21 protein-coding genes are annotated in these 20488 nt (G+C 66.7%); 12 read left to right on the top strand and 9 right to left on the bottom strand.

Annotated features, from left to right (window positions below; genetic code table 11):
* Positions 1-30: 30 nt before the first annotated feature.
* The 3 genes from rsmA to BTO20_RS07580 all read right to left on the bottom strand — a co-directional run bounded on the left by rsmA (position 31) and on the right by BTO20_RS07580 (position 3002).
* Positions 31-936, bottom strand: coding sequence for a 16S rRNA (adenine(1518)-N(6)/adenine(1519)-N(6))-dimethyltransferase RsmA (rsmA, locus tag BTO20_RS07590; RefSeq protein WP_087074693.1), 906 nt, complete (start codon positions 934-936; stop codon positions 31-33).
* Positions 933-2060 carry a resuscitation-promoting factor gene (locus tag BTO20_RS07585; RefSeq protein ID WP_087074691.1) on the bottom strand — a complete coding sequence of 376 codons (1128 nt, stop codon included), beginning with the start codon at positions 2058-2060 and terminating at the stop codon, positions 933-935. The genes rsmA and BTO20_RS07585 overlap by 4 nt, the downstream gene beginning before the upstream one ends.
* An 87-nt stretch (positions 2061-2147) precedes the next feature.
* On the bottom strand, positions 2148-3002 hold the full coding sequence (locus BTO20_RS07580; protein ID WP_087074689.1) for a TatD family hydrolase: 855 nt from the start codon (positions 3000-3002) through the stop codon (positions 2148-2150).
* Between the two features lie 25 nt (positions 3003-3027).
* On the opposite strand from BTO20_RS07580, the gene metG reads away from it, so the two are divergent.
* The 5 genes from metG (at position 3028) to BTO20_RS07555 (ending at position 9363) form a co-directional block, all read left to right on the top strand.
* Positions 3028-4578, top strand: a complete 1551-nt coding sequence (metG, locus tag BTO20_RS07575; protein WP_087074687.1) for a methionine--tRNA ligase — start codon at positions 3028-3030, stop codon at positions 4576-4578.
* Positions 4579-4583: 5 nt separating this feature from the next.
* Complete coding sequence (gdhA, locus tag BTO20_RS07570) at positions 4584-5933, top strand: NADP-specific glutamate dehydrogenase (protein ID WP_087074685.1); 1350 nt, start codon at positions 4584-4586, stop codon at positions 5931-5933.
* Between the two features lie 90 nt (positions 5934-6023).
* Positions 6024-7211 carry an NAD(P)/FAD-dependent oxidoreductase gene (locus BTO20_RS07565; protein ID WP_087074683.1) on the top strand — a complete coding sequence of 396 codons (1188 nt, stop codon included), beginning with the start codon at positions 6024-6026 and terminating at the stop codon, positions 7209-7211.
* Positions 7208-8116 (top strand): RNA polymerase sigma-70 factor, encoded by a 909-nt coding sequence (locus BTO20_RS07560; protein WP_087074681.1) that lies wholly within the window; start codon positions 7208-7210, stop codon positions 8114-8116. The genes BTO20_RS07565 and BTO20_RS07560 overlap by 4 nt, the downstream gene beginning before the upstream one ends.
* 20 nt (positions 8117-8136) lie before the next feature.
* Positions 8137-9363 (top strand): aminodeoxychorismate synthase component I, encoded by a 1227-nt coding sequence (locus tag BTO20_RS07555; protein WP_087074679.1) that lies wholly within the window; start codon positions 8137-8139, stop codon positions 9361-9363.
* Here the strand turns inward: BTO20_RS07555 and BTO20_RS07550 are convergent.
* Together BTO20_RS07550 and BTO20_RS07545 are read right to left on the bottom strand one after the other, a co-directional pair.
* Positions 9350-10327, bottom strand: a complete 978-nt coding sequence (locus BTO20_RS07550; RefSeq protein WP_087074677.1) for an amidohydrolase family protein — start codon at positions 10325-10327, stop codon at positions 9350-9352. The two genes, BTO20_RS07555 and BTO20_RS07550, sit on opposite strands and share 14 nt — an antisense overlap.
* On the bottom strand, positions 10324-11325 hold the full coding sequence (locus BTO20_RS07545) for a 4,5-dihydroxyphthalate decarboxylase (protein WP_087074675.1): 1002 nt from the start codon (positions 11323-11325) through the stop codon (positions 10324-10326). Before BTO20_RS07545 ends, BTO20_RS07550 begins: the two co-directional genes overlap by 4 nt.
* A 60-nt stretch (positions 11326-11385) precedes the next feature.
* On the opposite strand from BTO20_RS07545, the gene BTO20_RS40320 reads away from it, so the two are divergent.
* Complete coding sequence (locus tag BTO20_RS40320; RefSeq protein WP_232491084.1) at positions 11386-11856, top strand: MarR family winged helix-turn-helix transcriptional regulator; 471 nt, start codon at positions 11386-11388, stop codon at positions 11854-11856.
* A 28-nt stretch (positions 11857-11884) separates the two neighbouring features.
* Here BTO20_RS40320 and rsmI read toward each other — a convergent pair whose 3' ends face one another.
* The gene (rsmI, locus tag BTO20_RS07535) at positions 11885-12721 is read right to left on the bottom strand and encodes a 16S rRNA (cytidine(1402)-2'-O)-methyltransferase (RefSeq protein WP_087074673.1); all 837 of its coding nucleotides are present in this window, start codon (positions 12719-12721) and stop codon (positions 11885-11887) included.
* A gap of 24 nt (positions 12722-12745) precedes the next feature.
* Between rsmI and BTO20_RS07530 the strand changes: the two genes are divergently transcribed.
* A complete protein-coding gene (locus tag BTO20_RS07530; RefSeq protein WP_087074671.1) occupies positions 12746-14296 on the top strand; it encodes a dolichyl-phosphate-mannose--protein mannosyltransferase in 1551 nt (516 codons plus the stop codon).
* Between the two features lie 157 nt (positions 14297-14453).
* Positions 14454-15293, top strand: a complete 840-nt coding sequence (locus BTO20_RS07525) for a hypothetical protein (RefSeq protein ID WP_087074668.1) — start codon at positions 14454-14456, stop codon at positions 15291-15293.
* Positions 15294-15332: 39 nt separating this feature from the next.
* On the opposite strand, the gene arcA is transcribed toward BTO20_RS07525, so the two are convergent.
* Positions 15333-16538, bottom strand: coding sequence for an arginine deiminase (gene arcA, locus BTO20_RS07520; RefSeq protein ID WP_087074665.1), 1206 nt, complete (start codon positions 16536-16538; stop codon positions 15333-15335).
* Positions 16539-16586: 48 nt separating this feature from the next.
* On the opposite strand from arcA, the gene soxR reads away from it, so the two are divergent.
* Positions 16587-17018, top strand: coding sequence for a redox-sensitive transcriptional activator SoxR (gene soxR, locus BTO20_RS07515; RefSeq protein ID WP_064947311.1), 432 nt, complete (start codon positions 16587-16589; stop codon positions 17016-17018).
* 33 nt (positions 17019-17051) lie between these two features.
* Complete coding sequence (locus tag BTO20_RS07510; RefSeq protein WP_087074663.1) at positions 17052-17648, top strand: alpha-ketoglutarate-dependent dioxygenase AlkB; 597 nt, start codon at positions 17052-17054, stop codon at positions 17646-17648.
* A 34-nt stretch (positions 17649-17682) separates the two neighbouring features.
* Here the strand turns inward: BTO20_RS07510 and BTO20_RS07505 are convergent, their stop codons facing one another.
* Together BTO20_RS07505 and BTO20_RS07500 are read right to left on the bottom strand one after the other, a co-directional pair.
* Positions 17683-18357: a DUF5642 family protein gene (locus BTO20_RS07505; protein ID WP_087074661.1), complete on the bottom strand. Its 675-nt coding sequence runs from the start codon at positions 18355-18357 to the stop codon at positions 17683-17685.
* A gap of 28 nt (positions 18358-18385) precedes the next feature.
* A complete protein-coding gene (locus tag BTO20_RS07500; RefSeq protein ID WP_232491083.1) occupies positions 18386-18925 on the bottom strand; it encodes a DUF5642 family protein in 540 nt (179 codons plus the stop codon).
* A 263-nt stretch (positions 18926-19188) separates the two neighbouring features.
* On the opposite strand from BTO20_RS07500, the gene BTO20_RS07495 reads away from it, so the two are divergent.
* Both BTO20_RS07495 and BTO20_RS07490 read left to right on the top strand, forming a co-directional pair.
* Positions 19189-19440, top strand: a complete 252-nt coding sequence (locus tag BTO20_RS07495; RefSeq protein WP_087074659.1) for a hypothetical protein — start codon at positions 19189-19191, stop codon at positions 19438-19440.
* A 321-nt stretch (positions 19441-19761) separates the two neighbouring features.
* The gene (locus BTO20_RS07490; RefSeq protein ID WP_198344473.1) at positions 19762-20475 is read left to right on the top strand and encodes an LpqN/LpqT family lipoprotein; all 714 of its coding nucleotides are present in this window, start codon (positions 19762-19764) and stop codon (positions 20473-20475) included.
* Positions 20476-20488 lie beyond the last annotated feature (13 nt).

Here is a 20488-nt window from a genome sequence, read left to right as displayed (position 1 = left end):
TGAGCGACCCGTCTGATGTCGTTGTGAGGCCTAGGTGACGCGCACCTGTTCCTGTTGTTTCCCAGCCTCGAGCGCGGCCTCGTTCGAGCGCTGCAGCAGCCGCACGAAGTCGGCGATGGCGAGAGTCTCACCGCGCCGGGACGGATCGATGCTCGCGGCCAGCAGCCGCTCCGCCGACTCGTTGCCCGAACCCGCCCAGTCCGCGAACGCGTTACGCGACGTCTTGCGACGCTGCGCGAACCCGATGTCGATGAGGTTGAAGACCTCGTCACGGAACGCCTCGTCGGTGGGCCACGGTGAGGTCTCGTACCGGTCGATGCGTACGAGGCCCGAGTACACCCGCGGGATGGGCCAGAACACCGTCGGTGACACCATGCCGTGCCGGCGTACGTTGCCGTAGAACCGCACCTTGGCGCTGGGCACGCCGTAGTCCTTGCCACCGGGCTCGGCGGCCAAGCGTTCGGCCACCTCGGCCTGCACCATGACCATCACGGTCCGGATGGTCGGGAACTCGGCCAACAGATGCAGCAGTGCGGGCACCGCCACGTTGTACGGCAGGTTCGCGACCAGTGCGGTCGGCTGATCGGTGAGATCACCCGGCATGAGGGTCAGGATGTCGCGGTTGAGCACAGAGAGCCGGTTGATCTCACTGTGCGAGTGATCGGCGATGGTGGCGGGCAATTGTCGCGCCAACAGCGGATCGATCTCCACTGCGGTGACCTGCGCACCACGGTCCAGCAGGGCCAGCGTCAACGAGCCGAGGCCGGGACCGACCTCCAGCACGTGATCGGTGCGATGGATCCCTGAAGCCGACACGATACGGCGGACAGTGTTCGCGTCGTGCACGAAGTTCTGTCCGAATGATTTGCGTGGCCGAAAGTCGATCTCTTTGGCCAGGCGTCTTATCTCGGTCCGCCCGAGCAGTCGAATAGTCAGCGCGCCCCAATCCTCCCGCTACACACTGGCCAAGCTCCCCATCCTTGCCGTGCCTGCGTCACCGTAGCAATCGCAATCTGCTCTTCCCTGGTCGCCAAATCGGCTCTCGCAGCATACCGCAAACCGCCCTGCCGCTCCCAAGTGTTTTGATCGAATTGCACGCCGCCGTAAAAACCGTTACCTGTGTTTATCGCCCAGTTACCTCCGGCTTCGCAGGAGGCCAGAGCGTCCCAGGTACTTCCGTTCGCAACGGGTGGAACTTCCGTTCCCGGCTTGGCGCCGACGCGGAGGACGCCGTCACGAGCCGGTGTGATAACGACATTGGCTACTGGCAGCCTGCCAGTTTCCACTCCGTTCACCTTCGCCACCGCGAAAGTCACGTCCTGAGTGCCCGGGGCGCCCGGGTCCTCGACGACCTGACGGCTCATGTTCATGGAGGTGTCTTCGATGCGCTTGTTGTCCGGCTGCAACGGCATCCGCTCGGTGACCTTCTCGATGCGCATGCGGGTCACCTGGACGTGCATGCCCTCGGTCACGGGCGACGACGCGGCAGGGACGACGGTGTCGTTCTGCTGCAGCGGGGCGCCTGCGGCGTCCAGCAGGCCCGCCACGTTCGCGGCCGCCAGATGCACAGTCGACACCGCGCCACCGTCGTCGATCTGGACTGTCTTGGCGCTCACGACGGGAAGCGCCATGCCGCCCAGCGGAACACGCGTGCCACGGGACGCCGCGGCGGGCGCGGTATCGGTCATCTGCAGCTGGGCCAGCGCCTCGTCGACGGTCGAGGCCGTGGTCCACACCTGCTGGCTGGTCTGGCCGTCGAGAGAGACCTCCAGCGGGCGGCTGCGGTGCAGCACGATGTTGCCGGCATCCTGCACCGGCTGGTTGGCGGCCGGGTAGAGGTCGTCGCGGTCGCCGACGTCGAAACCGTTCTCCTTGACGACGTCGATCACTCTGGACTTCATGGTCGTCACTGTCATCGCCGTACCGTCGACGTTGAGCGTCACCGTCTTGTGCGCCGAGACAGCGAACCCGCCGGCCGCTGTCAGCGTGACCAGTACGGCGCCGACGACACCTCGGAGCAACGGCGAGCGCGATTCATGAAGTTTGTTCAGAGCATCCATACGTAAAATTCGTCTCTCCCCCGTGCTGACGGCATGGTTCACCGACTGCACGTCGAGCGGTTGATCACAAGACGGTAACGAATAGGCCTATATACGGCAACTCTCGTCCAGCCCGTACACCCGGGTCGCAGTGGTTGCCGTCTCGGCCGCCAAGTCCTGCTCGGGCCGGTCAAGCAGCTTTGCCAATGCCCGGACAGTGTATGGCAGGCAATAGGGCTCGTTCGGCGCGCCGCGATAGGGATGCGGAGTCAGGAATGGCGCGTCGGTCTCGACCAGCATCTGCCCCCGCGGGATCAGCCGAGCAGCTTCCTGCAGGTCAACAGCGTTTTTGAAGCTGACCGTGCCGGACAGACTCAAAATCCAGCCCGCGTCGATGCATGTGCGCGCCATCTCGGGACCCGACGAAAAACAGTGGAAGATCACAGTTTCGGGCGCACCCTCGGCGGCCAGCACGTCGAGAACCTCGGCGTCGGCGTCGCGGTTGTGGATCATCAGCGGCTTGCCGGTCCGTTTCGCCAGGTCGATGTGCCAGGCGAAGCCCTCCCGCTGCTCTGCGGGCGTGGCGCAGCCGTCCACCTTGCCGGGCCAGTACAGATCTATCCCCGTCTCGCCCACGGCGACCACGCGCGGATGGGACGCCAGCCGCTCCAGATCCGCTTTTGCCTCGTCGGTCAGCGCATTGGCACGCGTGGGATGCAGCGCGACCGCCCCGTACACCCGGTCGTCGGCTACCGCGGCACCGGCCACCCAGTGCGCCGAGGCGAGGTCATCGGCGATGGTGACCACCTTCTGCACGCCGACGGCGGCCGCACGGTCGACAATGGCGTGCACGTCGTCCGCGGTCTCGGCACCGCACGAGTCAAGGTGGGTATGGGCATCGACGAGGGGCGCCAGAGGTTCCGGCGCGGGCGGCTTCTCCCTGCCTGAGCGTTTGGAACTCACAGCAACACCATAGAGTGATGCCCCGATGAGCAAGCCGCCGTACTACATCACCACCGCGATCGCCTACCCCAATGGCGCGCCTCACATCGGGCACGCGTATGAGTACATCGCCACAGATGCGATCGCTCGATTCAAGCGCCTCGACGGGTTCGACGTGCGCTACCTGACCGGTACCGACGTGCACGGGCAGAAGATGGCCGAGACCGCCGCAGCCGAGGGTATCTCGGCCGCTGAGCTGGCCAACCGCAACTCCGATGTGTTCCAGCGGCTGCAGGAGACGCTCAACATCTCCTTCGACCGGTTCATCCGCACCTCCGACGCCGACCACTATGAGGCCTCCAAGGAGATCTGGCGGCGCATGAACGAGGCCGGAGACATCTACCTCGGCGCCTACTCCGGCTGGTACTCGATACGCGACGAACGCTTCTTCGCCGAAGACGAGACCACCGAGGGGCCCGACGGCACCCGCACCGCCATCGAGACGGGCACACCGGTCACCTGGACCGAGGAACAGACCTACTTCTTCCGGCTGTCGGCCTACACCGATCGTCTGCTCGCGCACTACCAGGCGCACCCCGAGTTCATCGGGCCCGACGTGCGGCGCAACGAGATCGTCAGCTTCGTCTCCGGCGGGCTGAAGGATCTGTCGATTTCGCGGACCACGTTCGACTGGGGCGTTCCAGTGCCGGACCATCCCGACCACGTCATGTACGTCTGGGTGGACGCGCTGACCAACTACCTGACAGGCGTGGGATTTCCGGACGTGACGTCGGAGACCTTCGGCAAGTACTGGCCCGCCGATCTGCACATGATCGGCAAGGACATCATCCGATTCCACAGCGTGTACTGGCCGGCATTCCTGATGTCGGCCGGAATCGCGCTCCCCGAACGGGTTTTCGCGCACGGGTTCATCAACGTCAAGGGCGAGAAGATGAGCAAGTCGGTCGGAAACGTCGTCGACCCCATTGCGCTGGTCGACGCGTTCGGGCTCGACCAGGTGCGCTACTTCTTCCTGCGCGAGGTGTCCTTCGGCCAGGACGGCAGCTACAGCGAAGAGGCCATCATCGGCCGCATCAACGCCGACCTGGCCAACGAACTGGGCAACCTGGCGCAACGTTCGCTGTCGATGGTCAACAAGAACCTCGACGGCGTGGTGCCCGATCCCGGTGAGTTCACCGATGACGACACCGCCCTGCTGGCCGCGGCCGACGCGCTGCTGGACCGGGTGCGGGCGCACTTCGCCGAGCCCGCCATGCACCTTGCGCTGGAAGCGATCTGGTCGGTGCTCGGCGCGGCCAACCGATATTTCTCGGCACAGGAGCCGTGGGTGTTGCGAAAGTCTGCCGATCCAGGCGACCAGCAGCGCTTCCGCACAGTGCTCTACACCACGCTGGAAACGGTGCGCATCGCCGCGCTTCTGAGCCAGCCGGTGATGCCGGATTCGATGGGCAAGATGCTCGACCTGCTGGGGCAACCGGCCGACGAGCGAACCTTCGCTGCCATCAGCACTCGGCTCAAGCCGGGTGTCACGCTGCCCGCGCCCGCGGCAGTGTTCCCGCGATACCAGATGGACTGAGTGATATGAGTGGATTACATCCCAGCCTGTGCGACATCTATGAGGAAGTAGCCCGGCGCAACGCCGGCGAGAAGGAATTCCACCAGGCCGTATTCGAGGTGCTGACCAGCCTCGGGCCCGTTGTCGACAAGCACCCCGAATTCGCCGACAACGCCGTGATCCGGCGGTTGTGCGAACCCGAACGGCAGATCATCTTCCGCGTGCCGTGGCTCGACGATTCCGGCACGGTGCAGATCAACCGCGGCTTCCGGGTCGAGTTCAACTCCGCGCTGGGACCGTTCAAGGGCGGCCTGCGGTTCCACCCCTCGGTGTACCTGGGCATCGTGAAGTTCCTCGGCTTCGAGCAGATCTTCAAGAACTCGCTGACCGGCCTGCCCATCGGTGGTGGCAAGGGCGGCTCGGACTTCGATCCGAAGGGCCGCTCCGACGCCGAGGTGATGCGGTTCTGTCAGTCGTTCATGACCGAGCTCTACCGCCACATCGGCGAGTACACCGACGTTCCGGCCGGCGACATCGGCGTCGGTACGCGCGAAATCGGTTATCTGTTCGGCCAATACAAGCGCATCACCAACCGCTACGAGTCCGGCGTGCTCACCGGCAAGGGACTGACCTGGGGCGGATCGCAGGTCCGCACCGAGGCCACCGGATACGGCACGGTCTTCTTCGTCGACGAAATCCTGCGCGCGGCACGGGATTCCTTCGACGGCAAACGAGTCGTGGTGTCGGGTTCGGGCAACGTGGCGATCTACGCGATCGAGAAGGTGCACGCGTTGGGCGGCATCGTGGTCGCGTGCTCGGACTCCAGCGGTTACGTGCTCGACGAGAAGGGCATCGACATCGACGTCCTCAAAGACGTCAAAGAAGTCCAGCGCGGGCGCATCAGCGACTATGTCGAAGCGCGCGCCGGCGCAGCACAATTCGTCGAGGGCCGCAGCATCTGGGAGGTACCGTGCGACATCGCGCTGCCCTCCGCGACCCAGAACGAGGTCTCGGGCGCCGACGCCGAGCTGTTGATCAAGTCGGGCTGCCGCATCGTCGCCGAAGGCGCCAACATGCCGTGCACGCCCGAGGCGGTGAAGTTGTTCGCCGAGGCCGGCGTGACCTTCGCACCCGGCAAGGCCGCCAACGCCGGTGGCGTCGCCACCAGTGCGCTGGAGATGCAGCAGAACGCGTCGCGCGACTCGTGGACCTTCGAGGACACCGAGCAGCGGCTGGCCGAGATCATGGGCCGCATCCACGACAGCTGCCTCACCATCGCCGATGAATACGGTCAACCGGGCAACTACATGGCCGGCGCCAACATCGCCGGGTTCATCCGGGTCGCCGACGCCATGCTGGCGCTCGGGTTGGTGTAACGAGTGATCTGAGCCACATCGCGGACCGGGCTGTCACAAACCGGGCGCGCGCGGTGTCTTGAGGGCACAAGCCCTTCGAGAGGAGACACCATGACCGTCCAGAACATCCGCGTCGCAGTGATCGGCGGCGGCTACGCCGGGGTGCTGGCCGCCAACCGGTTGCAGGGCGACGCGGGCGTCGACGTGACTCTGGTCAACCCGCGACCGCGGTTCGTCGAACGGATTCGCCTGCACCAACTGGCGGCGGGCAACGACGATGCCACCGAGGCCTACGACACCCTGCTGGGCGACCGGGTGCGGCTGCTCGTCGACGGCGCCGAGCGCATCGACGCGGCCGCCCACCGGGTGTACCTCACCTCCGGCGACACGCTCGACTACGACTACCTGCTGTACGCCGTTGGCAGCACCGCCGGCGTGCCGGCTGCGGTGCCGGGCGCTGCCGAATTCGCTTATCCACTCAGCGAATTCGAGCAGGCCACCCGGCTGCGCAGCCGGCCGCAGGACGTCGCGCTCGGGGCGCCGATCGTCGTCGTGGGCGGCGGGCTGACCGGCATCGAGGCCGCCGCGGAGTTCGCCGAGGCGGGCCGCTCCGTCACCCTGGTCACCGATGTCGTCGGCGCCTCGCTGGGTGAATCCGGCCGCCGTTCGGTGGTCAAAGCGCTGACCCGGCAGGGCGTGTCGATCATCGACGGGCCCGACATCCTGGTCGCCGCCGTCGAGCCGGATGCCGTGGTGATGGCCGACGGGAACCGACTGCCCAGTGCCGTGACGGTGTGGACCACCGGCTTCGGGGTGCCCGGCCTGGCCGCCGCCAGCGGCCTGACGACCGATGAACTGGGCCGGCTGCGCACCGACGAAACCCTCACCAGCGTGGACGATCCGTGCGTCGTCGCCGCCGGGGACGCCGCGTCACCATCGGGCATCCCGCTGCGGATGAGCTGCCAGTCCGCCGGACCGCTGGGCATCCAGGCCGCCAACACCGTGCTGGCACGGATCAACGGCACCGAACCCGCGGTGATCAACCAGGCGTTCGCCGGGCAGTGCGTCAGCGTCGGGCGCAGCCTGGGCACCGTGCAGTTCTGCCACGCCGACGACAGCCCACGCAAGGCCTTCGTGGGCGGCCGTACCGGTGCGTACGTCAAGGAGCGGGTGTGCCGAGCCACGCTGTGGGCCATCCGTCGCGAGGCTGCAAAACCAGGCTCCTACTTCTGGTTCCACGGCGACAACCGGGCGCGGCAACTCGCGGCGGCGCAGCAGGAGACACTGGTCATCTCATGAGTACACCCAGCACAGGCAACTCGACCGAGCACGCCGAGCGGTTCACGCATCTGAGGCCGCTCCTGTTCACCATCGCCTACGAAATACTGGGCACAGCAACGGAATCCGACGATGTGCTGCAGGAGAGTTACCTGCGCTGGGCCGAGGTCGACCTGGCAGGCGTGACCGACACCAAGGCCTATCTGGCCCAGTTGGTCACGCGCCAGGCGCTCAACGCTTTGCGGGCCCAATCCCGTAGGCGCGAGGACTATGTCGGCCCCTGGCTGCCCGAGCCGCTGCTGTTGGAGACGCGCGACGGCGCCGCCGACGTGGTGCTGGCCGAGTCAGTGTCCATGGCCATGCTGGTGGTCCTGGAGACGCTGAGCCCCGACGAGCGTGCGGTGTTCGTCCTGCGCGAGGTGTTCGGCTTCAGTCACGACGAAATCGCCTCGGCGGTAGACAAATCCGCGAGCGCGGTGCGGCAGATGGCACACCGGGCCCGCGAGCACGTGCAAACGCGACGCAAACGGTTCGATCCCGTGGATCCGCAGCTTTCGACGGAGGTCACCCAGCGGTTCTTCACCGCGGCGGCCACCGGCGACGTGAATGTGCTGTTGGAATTGCTCGCGCCAGATGTGGTGTGGACGGCCGACAGCGACGGTAAGCGCAGCGCGGCACGACGGCCGGTGTCGGGAGCGCAATCGGTGGCGAAGTTGGTGATGGGGCTGATGCGGTTCGTCGGGCAGGGCGGCCGCTTCGAACCGACCACCTACAACAACGCCCCGGCGTACAAGCTGTACCTCGAGGACAGCTTCGAGGGCGTGGTCACCGTCGAGGTCGTGGACGGCAAGATCACCCACTTCTACGCCATGCGCAACCCGGACAAGCTGACAGGCGTCGACATCCCGCGCGTGATCAGCCGCTGAGACTCTGCCACGCTGGTGGCATGCGGATCGAGCGGCTCGGCGCCCTGGGAGAGCCCCCAGCGGTGCTGCGCGCCGTCGCCACTGCGGCCACGCGCGCCGGCCTGCCGCGACCGGCGGCGTTGATCGGCGACTGGTTCGGTTCCCGCGCGGTGATCGCGCCGTCACTCGTGACGGGGCCGGTGGCAGCGGCAGCGGCGTTCCCGCTCACCTCGAGCCATACCGCCGGACCGGCCGTCGGCGGCGGCTGGTTCGGCTACCTGGCCTACCCGGATCCCGGCGCCGACGGGCTGCCGCCACGCATCCCCGAAGCCGCGGGCGGCTGGTCGGACTGCGTGCTGCGGCAAGACTCCGACGGCCAGTGGTGGTACGAAAGCCTCACCGACACAGCGCTTCCCGCGTGGTTGGCGGATCTGCCCGCGCCACAGTCCAACCCGTATGCCGTGCACTGGGTGCCACCTGACCGGGCTGTGCACCGGCACGGTGTACTGGCCTGCCTTGACGCGATCGCCGCGGGAGAGGTGTACCAGGCCTGTGTCTGCACGCGGTTCACCGGTCACCTCGACGGGGATCCGCTGGAGTTCTTCGCCGACGCGGCAGCCCGGACCGTGCCGTCGCGCGCCGCCTACCTGGCCGGTGACTGGGGTGCGGTGGCGTCGCTGTCACCGGAACTGTTCCTGCGCCGCCGCGGGACCGACGTCACGTCCAGCCCGATCAAGGGCACACTGCCCCGGTCCGCCGATCCGGCCGGCCTGCTCGCCTCGGTCAAGGACGTCGCCGAGAACGTCATGATCGTCGACCTGGTCCGCAACGACCTGGGCCGGGTCGCCGCCACCGGCACCGTGACGGTACCCGAACTCCTGGTCGTGCAACCCGCGCCCGGGGTGTGGCATCTGGTATCGACGGTCGCCGCCGAGGTGCCCGTCGAACTGCCGATGGATCAGCTGTTGCAGGCCACCTTCCCGCCGGCGTCGGTGACCGGCACTCCCAAGACCCGCGCCCGTCAACTGCTGCGGCAATGGGAGCCGGCACGCCGCGGAGTGTATTGCGGCACAGTCGGTTTGGCTTCACCGGTGGCGGGCTGTGAACTCAACGTCGCGATCCGGACCGTGGAGTTCGGCGCCGACGGGTCAGCGGTGCTCGGCGTCGGCGGCGGCATCACCGCGGACTCCGATCCGGACCGGGAATGGGAGGAATGCCTGCACAAGGCGTCGAGCATTGTGGCGCTGTCGTCCGTCAGCGCCGGATAGCGGCGCACAGCCGGTCCCAGTTGCCGGACGCGATCTTCTCCCGGTCAGCGTCGTCGAGTTGCTCCAGGAATTTCCTGCTGGCGCCGTCGGGCACCGATATATAGGGATAGTCGGTGGAGAACATGATCCGGTCGGCACCGACGACGTCGAGCGCCCAGTGCAGATACCGCCGACTGAGCATGCCGCTGGGAGTGACGTACACATTGGTCCGCAGGTACTCCGACACCGGACGCTGCAACTCGGCAACGGCCGACAACCGGTTGATGCGCTCAAGGTAGAACAAGACCAGCTCTCCCCAGTGACCGACGATCACCTGCAGCCCGGGAAAGCGGTCGAAGACACCGCCGAGGATGAGACGCAGCAGCTGGACACCGGTTTCGTAGTGCCAGCCGATGCCGTGGGTGGCGAATGCGTTGTCGAGAGCGGCGCCTAGCCCGTCGTAGTAGGCGCGGCGGACCTCCGGCAGCGGCGACTGCGGGTGGACGTACAGCGGTGCATTGAGGGCTTCGGCCGCTTCGAAGAGGGTCCAGTTGTCCGGATGGTCGAGATTGCGGTCGCGGGACCGGCCGAACAGCATCGCGCCGTGCAAGCCCAGCTTCGTGACCGCCCGGCCGAGTTCGTCGGCAGCTGCGCGGGGATCAGGCGTGGCCAACGTCGCGAACCCCTGCAGTCGGTCGGGGCGCGCGGCCACCGCTCCGGCCAGGCGGTCGTTGCAGTCGGTCTGCAGCCGCACGGCGTCGACAGGGGCCAGGTTCTGCAGCCCCGGCGCGGTGATGGACACCACCTGGACATCGAGTCCGGTGTCGTCCATCGCGGCCACCCGCTCGTCGCCGAGGTCGAGCAGGCGCCGCGCCCAGTCGCCGTGTGCCGGCATGGCGAGATCCTGCCAGTGCGGCTCCACCGCCGCCCACGCGTCGAGGAGATCAGGGGTGACGAAGTGTTCTTCCAATCCGACGATCTTCATGTGTCCAGCAGCTCCTCTACAAAGATGTCCTCACAGGTCCAACGTCGCAGCGACAGCTGCTGTTCGAAATGCCACCGCAGGAAGGCATCGACCGCCCGCCGGTTGGCGGCCACGCCGTAGGGCCACCAGTCCGCTCCGAAGAGGCTGAGGTTGTCGTCGTACAGTGCGCTGATCCACGGTGTCATCACGTCGACGTGATTGAAGATCCGGCCGGTCCGGTATTGCTGGGCGACAACATCTTTGGCGTCACAGAAGGCCCGATAAACGGACCGCGCCAGACCAGGGTGGCGCTCGACGAGATCGCGCCGGATCACCACGGTGTGCATGATCGGGAAGATTCCGGTGCGCACGAAGTAGTCACGCTCAACCGGCAGGTAGTCGTCGAACAATCGCGCGACGTTCGGCGACCCGTCGATCACACAGGCCGGTACGTCGGCGGAGATCAGCGCGTCGAGCTCACCGGAGTCGAGCATGGGCCCGAGCGCCCGATCCGCACCGGCCCGCGTCACCGCCACATCGGCGGGGTGCGGTTGCGGGACGAAGTCGAACGGTGCCATGGGCCAGTCGAATCCGCCGATGACCCAACGGCATTGCTCCGGTCTCACGCCGTATTCGTCGGACAGCATGCCCTTGGCGGTGACACCCGCATCATGGCCGTACAAGGCGAATTCGCCGACGGTCTTACCGATCAGGTCCTCCGGAGCTTCGATACCGCTGGATCGGTTGACGAAGATCGCCGAATGGCGGAACTGACGCGCCAGAAATACCGGCAGGGCGATGAACGGTGGGTCGGCGAGATCGAGGGTGCGCAGGTAATACGTCAGTCCCAGTTCTGCGACGCCGAATTCGCGACCGCGCAGCATCCGCTCGAAGATGTCAGACACGATCGTCGCAGTGTGAAATCTGGGGGCAACCCCCGCGATAGGCACGGTGCCGTCGATCAACGGGCTTACGTGCTCGTAGTTGTGAAATCCGATGTCAAGGTCGATGATGCTCATATCAAAATAGTAAACGCGTTTATAATATTGGGCAACGCTCGATTGTCTAGGCTCTCCGTCGTGGGCAACGATGCAGACGCGATCGAGGAGCTGTTCGCGACGGGCTCACTCGGAGGTCCGGACAAGGCCATCGGGTTCGTGCTCTGGCGGGTCCTGCACCGATATATCCGCGAAGCCGACCGTGCGCTGGCCGATTTCAACCTCACCCACCTGCAGTTCCAGACGCTGGCGCTCGCCGCGTGGCTGGGCCGTTCCGGTGAACCTGTCACCCAGGCGCAGTTGGCGCGGGCGGGCGATGTCGCACCCATGCAGGTGTCCCACATGATGAAGGCGCTGGAAGGCAAGGGCTGGATATCCCGACCCCGTAGCTCCTCTGATGTGCGCGCCAAGAACGTGGAGATCACGGCTGACGGGCTGGCGGTGCTGCGGCGCGCGCTGCCGGTCATGATCGAACTTCAACAACAGATGTTCGGTGACGACGGTGTCCCCGGCGGCAGCCTGCTCACCGCGCTACTGCAGGTCGAGTCGTAACCCGCACCGCGTGACGACTGGGGGACCCTCAATCCCTGGCCCGCAGAACGGCGTCGTACAACTCACGCCGTGACGGTGCGCCCGGATGCGCGGCGATCACCTCGGCGCAGGCGTCCTTGACCCGGGCTCCGGCGTCGACCAGTTCCTCGACCTCGGCGACCAGGGTGGGCAGGTCGGCGGTCGGCGTGGCGCCGGCGAGCACCACGGTGATCTCCCCCAGCACCCCGTCGGCGGCCCAGTCGGCGAGTTCTGCCAGAGTGCCGCGCTTGATCTCCTCATGGGTCTTGGTCAGCTCGCGGCACACCACGACACGCCGCTGCGGACCCAGCACCTCGACGGCGTCGCGCAGGGTGTCGGCCAACCGGCGCGGGGATTCGAAGAACACACAGGTGCGCAGCTCGCCGGCGAGGCTCCGCAGCCACGTCATGCGGGCGGCCTGCTTGCGCGGCGCGAAGCCCTCGAAGCAGAACCGATCGGACGCCAGCCCCGACACCGCCAGCGCGGTCGTCACAGCCGACGGTCCGGGCAGGCAGCTGATCGGCACCCCGGCCTCCACGCAGGCGGCCACCAATCGGTAGCCCGGGTCGTTGATCAACGGCATCCCGGCGTCGCTGACCACCAGCACCGTCGCCCCCGCCGTGATCTCCTCGACCAGGCCCGGTACCCGGCTGGCCTCGTTCTGGTCGAAGAAGCTCAGTATCCGACCCGCAGGCGTGACGCCCAGCGCCTGCGCCAGCACGCGGATGCGCCGGGTGTCCTCAGCGGCCACGATGTCCGCGTCCGCGAGCGCCGCGACCAGTCGCGCGGAGGCGTCCGATGGCTGGCCCAGCGGCGTCGCGCCGATCAGCAGTTTGCCGGGTGTCACGCCCGACAGCCTACGATCGCTTGCGTGACCGCCACCGCCACCGATACGCCGACGGCGCAGCACGCGGTTCCGCTCATCAGCCCGGCGCCGGTGATTCCGGCCGCCGACTTCGGGCCGCTGGACCGCCTGCAGGGCTGGGCCATGACCGCCGTCATCGCCGCGCTGGCCGCTGTCAGCCGGTTCCTCAACCTCGGCTCGCCGACCGACGCGGGCACGCCGATCTTCGACGAGAAGCACTACGCGCCGCAGGCCTGGCAGATGCTGTTCAACCACGGTGTCGAGGACAATCCGGGCTACGGCCTGGTGGTCCACCCGCCGGTGGGCAAGCAGTTGATCGCCATCGGCGAAGCGCTCTTCGGCTACAACGGGGTCGGCTGGCGGTTCACCGGCGCGGTGTGCGGCGTGATCATGGTGGTGCTGGTGGCCCGCATCGCGCGCCGGATCACCCGGTCGACGCTGGTCGGCGCCATCGCCGGGCTGCTGCTGACCGCCGACGGCGCCAGCTTCGTCGCGGCCCGCACCGCGCTGTTGGACGGATTCCTGGTGCTGTTCGTGGTGGCGGCCTTCGGGGCCCTCATGGTCGACCGCGACCAGGTCCGGGAACGCATGTACATCGCCTATGCCGCAGGCCGGATCGCCGAGACGCCGTGGGGTCCGCGGCTGGGTGTGCGCTGGTGGCGCTTCGGCGCGGGCGTGCTGCTGGGACTGGCATGCGCGACGAAGTGGTCGGGCCTGTACTTCGTGGTCTTCTTCGGCGCGATGACACTGGTGCTGGACGCCGTCGCCCGCAAGCAGTACAAGGTGCCGCAACCCTGGCAGGGCGTGCTGCGCCGCGACCTGGGCCCTGCTGTCTACGCCCTCGGCCTGATTCCGTTCGGCGTGTACCTCGCGTCGTATGCGCCGTGGTTCGCGTCCGAGACGGCCGTCAACCGCCACGAGGTTGGGCAGTCGATCGGCGAGAATTCCCTGCTGCCACTGCCCGACGCGATCCGCTCACTGTGGCATTACACGTACGCGGCCTACCACTTCCACTCCGGGCTGACCAACGCCGCGGGCAATCACCATCCGTGGGAATCCAAGCCGTGGACGTGGCCGATGTCGCTGCGGCCCGTGCTGTACGCGATCGACAACCACGATGTGCCGGGCTGCGGCGCGCAGTCCTGCGTCAAGGCGGTGATGCTCGTCGGCACCCCGGCGATGTGGTTCATCGCCGTGCCGGTGATCGGCTGGACGGTGTGGCGGGCCGTCGTCCGTCGCGATTGGCGCTACGCCGTGGTGCTCGTCGGTTACTCCGCCGGATTCCTGCCCTGGTTCGGCGACATCGACCGGCAGATGTACTTCTTCTACGCCGTGGTGATGGCGCCCTTCCTGGTGCTGGCGCTCGCGCTGATCCTCGGCGACATCCTGCACAAGCCGAACCAGAACCCTGAGCGCCGAACGTTGGGCCTGCTGGTGGCGTGCGGCTACGTCGCGCTCGTCATCACGAACTTCGCCTGGATGTACCCGATTCTGACCGGGCTGCCGATCTCCCAGGGCACCTGGAATCTGGAGATCATGCTGCCGAGTTGGCGGTAGGTCCGCTGCTTTGCGCGTCGGGTCGGTTGGGATGTCGTGGCTGTTGGGGCGGCGTTGACATTGCGTCCAGGGTCGTGATTTCGAGTTATCCACATCCCTGTGCGCAATCTCGACATTGGTGGCTGTATTTGTCGGTCTCTCGTTCCAGCATCTCCGCATGCGAGAGGTCTTCATCGGCAGCGAGATGCTCAAACGTGGTGCGCTCACCCGCAGCTCCCTGAGATGGAACTACACGGCGATCTTTCCCGACGTGTATTTGCCCAGGGCTGCGACGCAGACCTTGCGACGCCGAACCACCGGCGCCTGGCTGTGGTCTGGCCGCAACGGCGTGATCGCCGGTCGCGCTGCGGCCGCGATGCACGGCGCGCTGTGGATTCCTGACGACGCACCCGTAGAGCTGCTCTGGCGCAACGGCCGGCCGCCACCGGGGGTTATCGTGCGCAACGAGCGCATTGAGGCCGACGAGATAGTTGAGGTCTCTGGCCTACCAGTGACGACTCCAGAACGAACCGCACTGGATCTCGCACGCCACCTGCAGCGAAACCTGGCCGTGAGCAATCTTGACGCGCTCGCGCGGGCCACCGACGTCAAGGCGCTGGACGCTCTGTGTCTCGCCGAACGCTATCCACGGGCTCGCGGACTACGTCGGGCAGAGGTGGCTCTGGATTTGATGGACGCCGGCGCCGAATCACCTCAGGAGACCCGAATACGTCTGATTTTGATCGACGACGGTCTACCGCGACCCCGCACGCAGATTCGGGTGACCGACGGTTTCAGCGAGGCGTTCATCGACATGGGGTACGACGAGCCGATGGTCGGGATCGACTACGACGGCAAGCACCACGCCACCGATCGTCCGCGCTATGTTCACGACATCGGACGCAACGAGCTACTCGCCCGTGAACGCTGGATCGACATTCATGTGGTGGCCGAGCACAGCCGCGCTTTCATCCTCTACCGGGTCCACCAGGCGTTGAGATTGCGCGCAGGGTCGTGAATGCGCGTGGACCACAGCCCTCTGCGCAATCTCAACGCCCTAGATGGGGTCCCGGGCGGCCGGGCATGACATGCAGCGTGGCCCGCCGCGGCCGGTGCCCAGCTCCGAGGCCGCGATGGCCAGCACCTCGATGCCGGAATCGGCAAGCCGCGCATTCGTTTCGACATTGCGCTCGTAGGCCACCACCACACCCGGCGCGACGGCCAGGGTGTTGTTGCCGTCGTCCCATTGCTCGCGCTCGGCAGTGACGGGGTCCAGCCCGGTGTCGATGACCCGCAGTTTGTCGATGCCCATCGCCTCGGCGGCGGCCTGCACGAACGGCACCGCGTCGTCGATGCGCACGCCACGGTCCTCGCGGTGAATGGTGAACGCGGACAACGAGTCGACGATGTTCGGGTACATCACCACCGCGTCCACGTCGACCATGGTGCACACGGTGTCCAGGTGCATCTGGGCCCGCTCCTGCGCGATCGGCACCGCGAGGACCGTGTGCGCGAGGTCGTCGTCGAAGAGACTGCGCGCCAATGCTTCCGCCCCGGCAGGCGTCGTGCGCTCCCCCACCCCGACCGCGACGACACCGGGCGCCAGCAGCAGCACATCGCCACCTTCGACGGGTGCCGAGCGGGATTCGTAGGCTCGCCGCACCCCGAGGAATCGCGGATGGTGCGCGTAGATGACGTCGGTCAGGGAGGTCTCGCGGGCCCGCGCGGGCAGCGCCAGCGAGGTGATGGCGACCCGCGGCCCGATCCAGAACGACGAGTCCCGGGTGAACAGCAGATTGGGCAGCGGGTCGATGACGAAGTCTCCGCCGTGGTGCATCCGACGCACCAGTGAGATCTCGGCTTCGCTGAAGGGCAATTCGTTGAACGTCATCCCCGCCATCAGCACGTGCGCCAGCGCCGCGGGGTCCAGGGTCCGCAAGTATGCCGAAAGCTCATGTGCCAGCGGCAGACCCAGTCGGCGGCCGTCGACCGCTGCCGATATGCCGTGCATCCGGGCCGCACCGCTGGCGAGCGCTTCGGTGAGCAGGTCGGCCAGCAGCAGCACCTCGACACCGCGCGATCGCAGCAGATCGGCGAACGCATCGTGCTCCTGCTGCGCCCGGGGAACCCACGGCACGCCGTCGAACAGCAGCGCGTCGTTGTTGCGCGGAGTCAACCGCTGCAGTTCGGGGCCCGGCCGGTGCAGGATGGCGACCCGCAGCGTGCCTACTTCGGAGTTGGAGCCCAGCACCACATCAGCCACAACGAGAACGTTAAACCCAACGGCCACCTCAAGTAGGGTTTAGGTGTCATGGACACGCACGAGCTGACTCCCGGCGAGATGGCCCACCGTAGCGGCGTGGCCGTATCGGCCCTGCACTTCTACGAACGTGAAGGGCTCATCCACAGCCGCCGCACCTCGGGCAATCAGCGCCGCTACGCGCGCGAGACGCTGCGCCGGGTGGCATTCATCAGGATGTCGCAGCGCCTCGGCATCCCATTGGCCCGGATCCGCGAAGCGCTCGCGACCCTGCCCACCGATCGAGTGCCCACCAGCAAGGACTGGGCCAAGCTCTCGGCGGGCTGGCGCCAGGATCTCGACGACCGCATCCTGCATCTACAACGCTTGCGGGACAATCTGACCGGCTGCATCGGCTGCGGCTGTCTGAGCCTGAAAACCTGCCTGCTGACCAACCCTGGGGACGTGTTGGCCGAGCAGGGCCCGGGAGCCTCGCGCCTCTGACGCATCGAACGTCTGTGCGATACACTCGCGGCCATGGAGCTGGCGCTGCAAGGCTCGCTGTTCGAGCACGCGGAACGTCGCAGACTCGACAATGGGGCCTGGGTGGAGCTGCGTTCCGGTTGGCTGCCCGACGCGGATTCGCTGTTCGAAGAACTGATGGACACCATCCCGTGGCGCACCGAGCAGCGCAAGATGTACGACCGGGTGGTCGACGTACCTCGACTGGTGAGCTTTCACCATTTGGTCAACGAACCGGTGCCACATCCGCGGCTCAAGCAGATCCGCCGCCGGCTCAACGACACCTACGGCGGGGAACTCGGCGAGCCGTTCACGACCGCCGGGCTGTGCATGTACCGCGACGGCAACGACAGCGTGGCGTGGCACGGGGACACCATCGGCCGCGGCCGTACCGAGGACACCATGGTGGCCATCGTATGCCTCGGTGCGACAAGGGTTTTCGCGCTACGCCCGCGCGGCGGCGGGCATGCCCTGCGGTTACAGCACCGGCACGGCGATCTGCTGGTGATGGGCGGCTCGTGCCAGCGCACCTGGGAGCATTCGATACCGAAGACCAGCAGGCTGGTCGGACCGCGGATCAGTATCCAGTTCCGGCCGCACGGCGTGCACTGAGGCGCTGATCAGCGTCGCGCACGTGAGGAGCAAATCAGCCTCTGACGGCGGCGACCGCGGCGGTCAGCAGGTCGCGGGCTTTCCCGGTGTCGACGGGCGTGACCGGTTTGTCCGGAAGCACCAGCGGGTTGGCGGTGACGATCACCAGGTACGGCCCGAAACTCGCCACGTAGTTGTACAGCTCCCCGGTGCGGGAGTGCCCCTGCACCGAGGTCTGCACCACGCGGTGCGTGCCGAGGGTCGGAATGCCGTCGATCTTGGGTGCCTCGACCACGTCGACCTGGCCGCGTGAGCCCGGTCCGGCGAACTTCACCTGCTTGCAGGAGTCACCGGGATCGTTCACCGGGATGGGTTGGGAGGTTTCCACGGCCAGCACGATGAACCGCTGGCCCGCGCCCTCTGCCACCGAGGCCGCCATGTTGCCCTTCAAACCCGCGGGAAACGTCTGGCCTTCGGCGAACTTCGAGCATTCGGCGGGCTCGAAGGTCATCCCCGGCGGTATCTTCTGCGGCGCCAGCAGTTTCGGGTCGATCCCCGTCGGCGCGACGTCCTTGACCTTGAAATCGGGGCCGAAGTCGGTCTTCACCTGGGTCACGTTGGCGATGTTGGCGTTGGGGTACGCCGGCTTGTCCGAGTGACTGCAGGCCACCAAAGCGCAGGCACTGGCAGCAGTGCCCACGATGACAGGTATCACGTTCCGGTTCGGCATCGCTGCCAACTTACCGGGCGCGACCGGTTCAGCCGCGTATCGCCGACACCGTTTTCACCAACAGATCCGCGGCGTACTCCGGGCCGAGCGGCGGGACCGGGGAGCCCGGGTCGGTGACGATCGTGACGAAGCAGTGAAACTCACCCAAATCAGCGGTGAACGTGTCGGCGTGCGAACGGGTTTCGTTGCCGCCTTCGACGACAGTCGAGATCACGGTCGTCATGCCGGTGGTGACGGCGTCGGGGATGGCCGGCGCGGCGACGGTCATCACCGTGCCCTGACTATGCCCACCGCGCAGCGCCCATTCCCCGCACTGCTCGCCGAGCGCCAGATCAAGTTCCGCCGTTGCCCGGGCGACGACGGCATAGACGATTCCGCCCGGGCCCGAACCCGACCAACCGCGGGCAGTGGCCGGATCTACCTCCGGGGCGGCCCACGCCGAGCACTGCGGCGGGTCGGCCGTCCACTGTGACCCGAACCCCCACAGGGCAATCGGTGTGATGCGCTTGTCAATTGGGGCGACGTCGTAGCCCGGCGGGAGATCTTGGCGCACGCGGTCGATCCGCACGGGATTCACTGTGGCTGCGGCCACTGTCGTCGAGGAGGCCGGCGCGCTCGACTCGGGCGACCCGGTACATGCCGCCGCACACCATGTCACCGCCGCTGCGGCCGTGACATTGCGCACAAGCATTTTGTTTAGCACGGCTGTCAACTCATTTTTGGGTCGTGAATCACCGACAACTGTTGGGATTCAGTGGAATTTAACTCCACCGCGGGCGGTTTGGACATAGTGAGCGCTCAATCGACGACAAAACTCGGGAAGGCAAGACAGTGTATGGGTTGGCATATGCGACGATCACCGGTGGCGCGCTGTCCGCGTTCACGCTCGGTCTCGCAGCGCCGGCAATGGCTGCGCCGTCGGGTGTCGGGTCCGCGCAGGACACCGTGACTGAGCTGGAACGCAATGGCTATCACGTGGTGTTGACCAGGCAGGGTCCCGCTCCACTCGACCGGTGCACGGTGCGCTCGGTGCAACCGGCCACCGTGGTCAGCCAGACGGTGCTGCTCACCGCGAGGTGCTGATGGCGGTACGGAACTGAGCCGACGCCAGCCGCGTCGCACAGACTCACGCAGTTAGAGCGAGCCCAATTACAACGGCAGGCCAGCGTCGGTTTTTGCACCGGCGTGGCCAACGTCACTTGGAATCGAAAAGCACGGCCGGAGAAATCGTTGCCTACGCAAGGAAAAATTCTTGCGTAGGCAACCTAAGCTGTGAAATCGCTGCACGGCAAATGCCGAATGCCGCCGCACGTCAACCCGTTCTGTGGTGCAATCCGTGTCCAAAGGGCGACCGTTGCCCGGCAGCGTGATGCCGACCAACCGATGGGATAGCTGATGACCTCGATTTCACGGTCCCTGCGGGCCGGCGGCGTCGCCATCGTGGCGCTCGCGATCTCGCTGGCCGGCTGCGGTTCCGACAAAGCACAGGACACCAGTACGTCGAAGTCGACGGAGAGCAGTGCCACGACGACCACGACGACGGCGGCCGCGAAGAAGGGTATGCACGACGCGACCTCGCCGACGGCCACGGCAGGTCCGAACTACACCATCGTCGACTACATCCGGGACAACAACCTCGTCGAAACCGCAGTCCACCAAGGTGATCCGGGCACGCCGGCACTGAATCTGCCGGTTCCGCCAGGCTGGTCGCTGGCCGGGGACAAGACGCCGGACTGGGCCTGGGGCGCCATCGTGTCCGACGACCCCGAGTATGCGGCGGATCCGCCGTCGGTCATCGCGCTGATGTCCAAGCTGACCGGCAATGTCGACCCCGCCAAGATCCTCGAATACGCCCCCAACGAGATCAAGAACCTGCCCGGCTACGAAGCGATGGGCGACGGCTCCGCCAGCACGCTGGGCGGGTTCCAGGCGTTCCAGTTCGGCGGCGGCTACGTACGTGACGGCGCCAAGCGGGTGATCGCCCAGAAGACCGTGGTGATCCCCGGCCAGGACGGCCTGTATGTGTTGCAGCTCAACGCCGATGGGCTCGAGGACCAGATGAGCGCGTTGCTCGACGCCACCAGCGTGATCGACGAGCAGACCACCATCACCCCCTGACTCGGGCGCTCGC

This window comes from Mycobacterium dioxanotrophicus (assembly GCF_002157835.1).
Classification (GTDB): domain Bacteria; phylum Actinomycetota; class Actinomycetes; order Mycobacteriales; family Mycobacteriaceae; genus Mycobacterium; species Mycobacterium dioxanotrophicus.
The sequence above is the reverse complement of the archived record's forward strand: the minus strand, read 5'-3'. Positions and strand labels throughout refer to the sequence as shown.